Raw genomic sequence first — 6046 nt, 5'->3', positions numbered from 1 at the left:
GCGGCGCGCCCGGCGTGGCGGCCGCCGCCGCGGTTTCGGTCGTGGCGGTCACGGATCCGGCGGCGGACCGATCCGGATCGCCGGCGGCGCCGGGCTTGCTCCGGGCGGTCTGCGCAGTGTCGATCTTGGTCTTCTTGATGAGTGCCATGGTCCTTACCCGCCTTTCCAGCCGGTTGTTCTTGTTGCCGTTACGCCACCAGCCGCCCGATGTAGCGGCCGAGCGTCGCCTGCAGCGCCCCGGCGGAGCCGGCGTCGAGCAGCAGGACCACCCGGCCCGCCACCGCCGCCCCGTCGCCGCCCGGCAGGGTCGTGCGCAGGTCGATGTGGAACAGCACCGCGGCGCCGTCCGCGGTCGGAGCCGCCCCCGAACATCCCCGCAGGATCTCCGCCGCACCGCCGCGGAACACCGCCGGCAGGCCGGTTTCGACCGCTTCGCCCAGCAGGTTGGCGACCAGGGCCAGCGCGCTGTTCAGCACGACGTTGCCCAGCTCCGCCAGGACCTCGTCCTCCAGCTCGGGAGCATCCTCCGCCGGTACGTCGGACGGCAGGGCGGCGCGCACCAGGCACAGGCTGCCGGCCTGGGGGAAGACCAGCAGGGCGCATCCGGCGAACAGGCCGCCCAGCGTTTCCGAAATGCCCACCAGCGGCGGCGTCAGCGCCCGGTCCAGCAGCCCGGCCACCTCGTCCGGCGGCACCATCTCCACCGACGGGACCGACAGGGTGACCAGCCCGCCCAGCATGCGGCCGAGCGCCGTCGAGGCTCGGCCGATGCCGATGTTGCCCAACTCGGCCAGCGCGTCGCGCTCCAGCTCGCTCAGCATGGGGGCTGCGGTCACTCCTGAGAAGCCTGGGCGGGCCGGCGCGGCGGCAGGGCGGTGGAGTTCAGGAAGCGGGCGACCTGTTCCTCCTCCAGCGGCTTGGGCATGAAGGCGGCGCCGACCGCGCGGATGCCGGACACCACCGCGTCCTGGGCGTTGGCGGTGATGATGGCGATGTGGACGTCGGGGTGGCTCTGACGCAGCTTGGCCGCGGTGTCCACGCCGTTGTCGCCGGGCATGTTGTAGTCGATGATCGCAACATCGACCGGCGTGTCCTGCAACGTCTTGAAGAGTTCGTCACCGTTCGCCGCCTCGACCACCGACCAGTCGGGCTTGTTGCGCAAGACCATGGCGCGCACATGCATGCGCGAAAGCTTGCTGTCGTCGACGATGATTGCAGTCTTACTCAAGATATACGCCTTTTGGATGGAGATCGATCGACAAAGCCGGGTTCGGGCTGAATTATTCGCAAGTATACAGAATGAAGATTGGCATGCCAGTCCCCTTATTTGCCTCCGGGATTTTGCCTGCGCGCCGCCCGGCCGAATCATGCTATCGAAATGGCCCGTTCCTTCCCTTGGCGCCCCTCGCTCATGCCGCCACCCGCAGCCCCCGCCAGAGCCGTCTTCACCAGACTGGCCGCCCTCCTGCGCGAGGCGCTGGCCCACCACCGCGCCGGCGACCTGGACGGGGCGGAGCGCGGCTATCGCGCCATGCTGGCGGTCGACGGCGGCAACGCTGACGCGCTGCACCTGCTGGGCGTGCTGCACCACCAGCGCGGGCAGGATGCCGACGCCGTCCGCCTGATCGGGCAGGCCATCGCCCGGCGCCCGAAGATGGCGGAGCAGCATGCCAACCTCGGCCTCGCCCTCCACGCGCTGGGCCGGCTGGCGGAGGCGGAGGCGGAATACCGCCGCGCGCTCGCCCTGCGCGAGGCTTATGCGGAGGCACACAACAGCCTGGGCAGCGCCCTGCAGGATCAGGACCGGCTGGCGGAGGCCGCCGCCCATTACCGCCGCGCGCTCGACCTCGACGCCGGCTATGCCGAAGCCTGGGCCAATCTCGGCACGCTGCTGCGGGCGCAGGACGACTATGGCGAGGCGGAAACGGCGCTGCGCCATGCCCTGCGGCTCGACCCCGGCCATGCCACCGCCCTGACCAACCTCGGCGTCGTGCTGAAGGAGACCGGCCGCACCGGCGAAGCCGAGGCGGCGCATCTGGAAGCGCTGCGACTCGCCCCCGGCGATGCCGAGACGATGGTGAATCTTGCCCTGCTGCGCGAGGCGCAGGGGCGCGGCGAGGAGGCGGAGGCGCTCTATCGCAACGCTCTCGTCCATGCCCCCGGCTTCGCGCTGGCCCGCTGGAACCTCGCCCTGCGGCTGCTCGGCCGCGGCCGGCTGGCGGAGGGATGGGACGAATATGAAGCCCGCTTCGCCTCCCGCCGGGTGTCCGCCGGGCGCAACATCGCCTTGCCGCCCTGGGACGGCGCGGCCGGCCGGCGTGTTCTGGTCTGGCGCGAGCAGGGGCTGGGCGACGAGCTGATGTTCGGCACCGCCCTGCCCGACCTCGCCGCAAGGCTGGGGCCGGCGGCGCTGGTGGTGGAGGTTGATGCCCGGCTGACCGGGCTGGTCGGGCGCGCCCTGCCCGGCATCACGGTGCGGGCGGAGACCGCGGACCCGAAAGACGCCGACAGCCATCTGCCGTTTGGCTCGCTTCCCCGGCTGCTGCGCCCGACCCTGGCCGACTTTCCCGCCCGACCGTCCTGGCTGGCGCCCGACCCGGCGCGTGCAATGGAATGGGCCGAGCGGCTGGCTGCATTGGGGCCGGGTTTGCGCGTCGGCATCTGCTGGGGCAGCCAGAACATGTTGGGGGAGCGCAAGGCCTCCTACACCGCGCTCGCCGACTGGGCGCCGCTGCTGACCCTGCCCGGCCTGATCCCGGTCACCCTGCAATATGACGGGCGTGAGGCGGAGATCGCCGCGGCTGAAGCCGAGCTGGGCCTGCGCATCCACCGTTGGCCCGGCACCGACCTGAAGAACGACCTGGAGGGCGTCGCCGCACTGATCGCCAGTCTCGACCTCGTGGTGACGGTGGCGAGTTCGGTCGGCGAGATGGCGGGCGCGCTGGGGGTGCCGGTCTGGCGCTTCGGCCATGCCGGCGACTGGACGGCACTCGGCAGCGGTGTGCGTCCCTGGTTCCCGTCGATGCGGCTGTGGAGCACGCGCCCCGGCGAGGGGTTGGCCGACCTTCTGGCCCGCATGGCGGCGGACCTCCGCCGGCTGGTCCCCGCTCTCCCCGTCGAGCAGTGGCTGGCCGAAGCGCGCACTCTCCACGAGTCCGGCCGCTGGCCCGAGGCGGAGAAGGCCTATCAGCGCATCCTCGACCAGAACGGCGAGGTGCCGGCGGCGCTGGAGGGTTACGCGCTGCTCGGGCATCAGGCTGGCCGTCCCGACATCGCCGCCACCCTACTGAGCCGCACCATTGCGGTAGAGCCGACCGCCGACCGCCACAAGCGCCGCGCCCAGGCCCATCAGGAGATGGGCGCCCTGGCCGACGCCGAGGCCGACTGGTTGTCCGCCGCCATGCTAGCCCCCGACGATGTCGAGGCGCTCGGCAATCTCGGCGCCCTGCGCCTGTCCCGCGGCGCCGCGTTTGAGGCGATGGAGGCGACCGACGCGGCCCTCAGCCTCGCCCCCTTCCATGCCGGGCTGTGGGCCAATGCCGGGCTGGCGCGGCAGGCGCTGGGCAGCGACGGCCTGCCCTTCTTCCAACGGGCGCTCGCCCTCGACCCGGCGCTGGCGGAGGCCTGGACCGCCCTGTCGGCCGAGGCCTTGCGTGACCCCAACCATGCCGCCGAGGCGGAGCGTGCCGCCGGCCGGGCCTTGCGCCTGCGACCCGGCGACCCGGCGGCAACCAGCAACATGGGGCTGGCGGCCCTGGCGCTCGACCGTCCGGCCGACGCAGTGGCGCATCTTCGGCTGGCGCTCCAGCGCCGGCCGGGCGACCTCGGCACGCTTGGCAACCTCGCTCTGGCGCTGGAACGGGCCGGCGACGGCACCGCCGCCGGGCTGGCCTGGTGGCGGGTGATCCTGTTCGCTCCCGGCACCGGCGCCGGCTGGGCCGGGCTGGCCGACCTGCGGCAACGGCAGGGCCGGCTCGACGCCGCGCTGAAGGGCTGGGGCCGCGCCCTGGCGCTGGAGCCGGCGCGGGCGGACTGGCGCTACAATCTCGGCAACGCCCTGCACGCCGCCGGCCGTCCGGCCGAGGCGGATGCGGCCTATCGCCGGGCGGTGGAGGACGACCCGACCCTGACGCTGGCCGCTTTCAACCGCGGTTATGCGGCGCTGGCGCGCGGGGAGATCACCGACGGCTGGACCGGGCTGGAGGCCCGTTTCGCCGCCGGGCAGGCCTTGCCCGACCGCCGCTTCCGCATTCCAGCCTGGGACGGCGGCGATCCGGCCGGAAAGACCGTGCTGGTCTGGCGCGAGCAGGGGGTGGGCGATGAGCTGATGTTCAGCGCCTGCTACCCCGACCTGATCGAGCGCGCCGGCCGGGTGATTTTGGAATGCGAGCCGCGGCTGGTGGAATTGTTCGCGCGCTCCTTCCCCCAGGCGGTGGTGCGCGCGGCGACGGCGGATCCGGTGGACGCCGACTGCCACGTGCCGGCGGGGTCGCTGCCCCTGCTGCTGGGCTGGGGGCTGAGCGGCTTTCCGGCGCAAGGTGGATGGCTGCGGGCGGACGGGGCGGTGGTGGAGCGGTGGCGGGGGTGGGTGGATCAGTTCGGCAGCGATTGCCCCCTCCCTAACCCTCCCCCGCGTTCCGCGGGAGAGGGAACTGCCGCCGCTTCGCAATTAACGCACCCTGACAAGCATTCTACCCCCTCTCCCGCCGAAGGCGGGGGAGGGATGGGGAGGGGGCAACGGTTGAATTGCAACCCCACCCTAACCATCGGCCTCTGCTGGCGCAGCAGCATGCGCAGTGCATTGCGCGATGCCAACTACGCCCCGCTGTCCGACTGGGCGCCGATCCTCACCCTGCCCGGCCTGCGCCTGATCAACCTTCAATACGACGATTGCGAAGCCGAACTCGCCGACGCCGAACACCGCTTCGGCATCACGATCCACCGCCCGCCGCTGGATCTGAAAAACGACCTCGACGGTGCGGCGGCCCTGACGGCGGCGCTGGATCTGGTGATCTCCGCCGGAACGTCGGTGGCGGAGATGGCCGGTGCGCTGGGATTGCCGGTTTGGCGGATCGGGCCGGCGGGGGACTGGACGGCGCTCGGCACCGGCTGCCGGCCCTGGTATCCGTCGATGCGGCTGTTCGGGCCGCGACCGGGAGAAACGCTCGGCGACGCGCTCAGCGCCGCCGGACGTGCCCTCAACGCTCTCAGAATGCCGGAACCACGGCGTTCTTGAACTTGGTGAGGATGAATTCCTTCACCTCCGGGCTGTTGTAGGCCTTCACCAGCTTGGCGACCCAGGGCTTGTCCTTGTCGGCCTTGCGGACGGCGATGACGTTGGCATAGGGGCTGTCCGCCGCCTCGCGGGCGATGGCGTCCTTGACCGGGTCGATGCCGGCCTCCAGCGCGAAGTTGGTGTTGATGGCGGCGACGGTCACGTCATCCAGCGAGCGCGGCAGCTGGGCAGCGTCCAGTTCGACGATCTCCAGCTTCTTCGGGTTCTCGACGATGTCGATCGGCGAGGCCTTCAGGGTGCCGCCGTCCTTGAGCTTGATCAGGCCCTTGGCTTGCAGCAGCAGCAGGACGCGGCCACCGTTGGTCGGGTCGTTGGGGATGGCGACCTTGGCGCCGGGCTGCAGCTCGTCCAGGCTCTTGACCTTCTTGGAATAGATGCCGATCGGGTAGACCACCGTCTTGCCGACGCTGACCAGATCGAAACCGCGGTCCTTCACCTGGTTGTCCAGATAGGGCTGGTGCTGGAAGCTGTTGGCGTCCAGATCGCCGCCGGCCAGCGCTTGGTTCGGGATGACGTAGTCGGTGAATTCCAGGATCTGGATGTCGAGCCCGTCCTTGGCGGCGATGGGCTTCACCGCCTCCAGGATCTGGGCGTGCGGACCGGCGGTGACGCCGACCTTGATGGTTTCGGCGGATGCACCGAAGGCGACGGCCAGGGTGGCGGCACCGGCCAACAGGGAAGCCAGCGAACGGAAGCGCAGCATCTCGAACACTCCTTGGATTTCTCGGGTCAGGTTTTTGGGGGTCAGGT

The 6046-nt window shown here is 71.2% G+C and carries 4 protein-coding genes; 1 reads left to right on the top strand and 3 read right to left on the bottom strand.

Features of this window, described 5'->3' with window-relative positions; genetic code table 11:
• Positions 1-188: 188 nt before the first annotated feature.
• Both TSO5_RS06640 and TSO5_RS06635 read right to left on the bottom strand, forming a co-directional pair.
• Positions 189-836 (bottom strand): chemotaxis protein CheC, encoded by a 648-nt coding sequence (locus TSO5_RS06640; protein ID WP_199230819.1) that lies wholly within the window; start codon positions 834-836, stop codon positions 189-191.
• The gene (locus tag TSO5_RS06635) at positions 833-1228 is read right to left on the bottom strand and encodes a response regulator transcription factor (protein WP_109150852.1); all 396 of its coding nucleotides are present in this window, start codon (positions 1226-1228) and stop codon (positions 833-835) included. The genes TSO5_RS06640 and TSO5_RS06635 overlap by 4 nt, the downstream gene beginning before the upstream one ends.
• 183 nt (positions 1229-1411) lie before the next feature.
• On the opposite strand from TSO5_RS06635, the gene TSO5_RS06630 reads away from it, so the two are divergent.
• Complete coding sequence (locus TSO5_RS06630) at positions 1412-5236, top strand: tetratricopeptide repeat protein (RefSeq protein ID WP_109150851.1); 3825 nt, start codon at positions 1412-1414, stop codon at positions 5234-5236.
• Here the strand turns inward: TSO5_RS06630 and TSO5_RS06625 are convergent.
• Positions 5208-5999, bottom strand: coding sequence for a MetQ/NlpA family ABC transporter substrate-binding protein (locus TSO5_RS06625; RefSeq protein WP_109150855.1), 792 nt, complete (start codon positions 5997-5999; stop codon positions 5208-5210). The two genes, TSO5_RS06630 and TSO5_RS06625, sit on opposite strands and share 29 nt — an antisense overlap.
• Positions 6000-6046 lie beyond the last annotated feature (47 nt).

This window comes from Azospirillum sp. TSO5, assembly GCF_003116065.1.
Classification (GTDB): Bacteria; Pseudomonadota; Alphaproteobacteria; order Azospirillales; family Azospirillaceae; genus Azospirillum.
This window is presented reverse-complemented; position numbering and strand designations above follow the sequence as displayed.

What these genes read in the sequence shown, in the direction of transcription:
- TSO5_RS06625 (WP_109150855.1), bottom strand. Translation starts at nt 5,999, where the DNA reads ATGCTGCGCTTCCGTTCGCTGGCTTCCCTGTTGGCCGGTGCCGCCACC.
- TSO5_RS06630 (WP_109150851.1), top strand. Translation starts at nt 1,412, where the DNA reads ATGCCGCCACCCGCAGCCCCCGCCAGAGCCGTCTTCACCAGACTGGCC.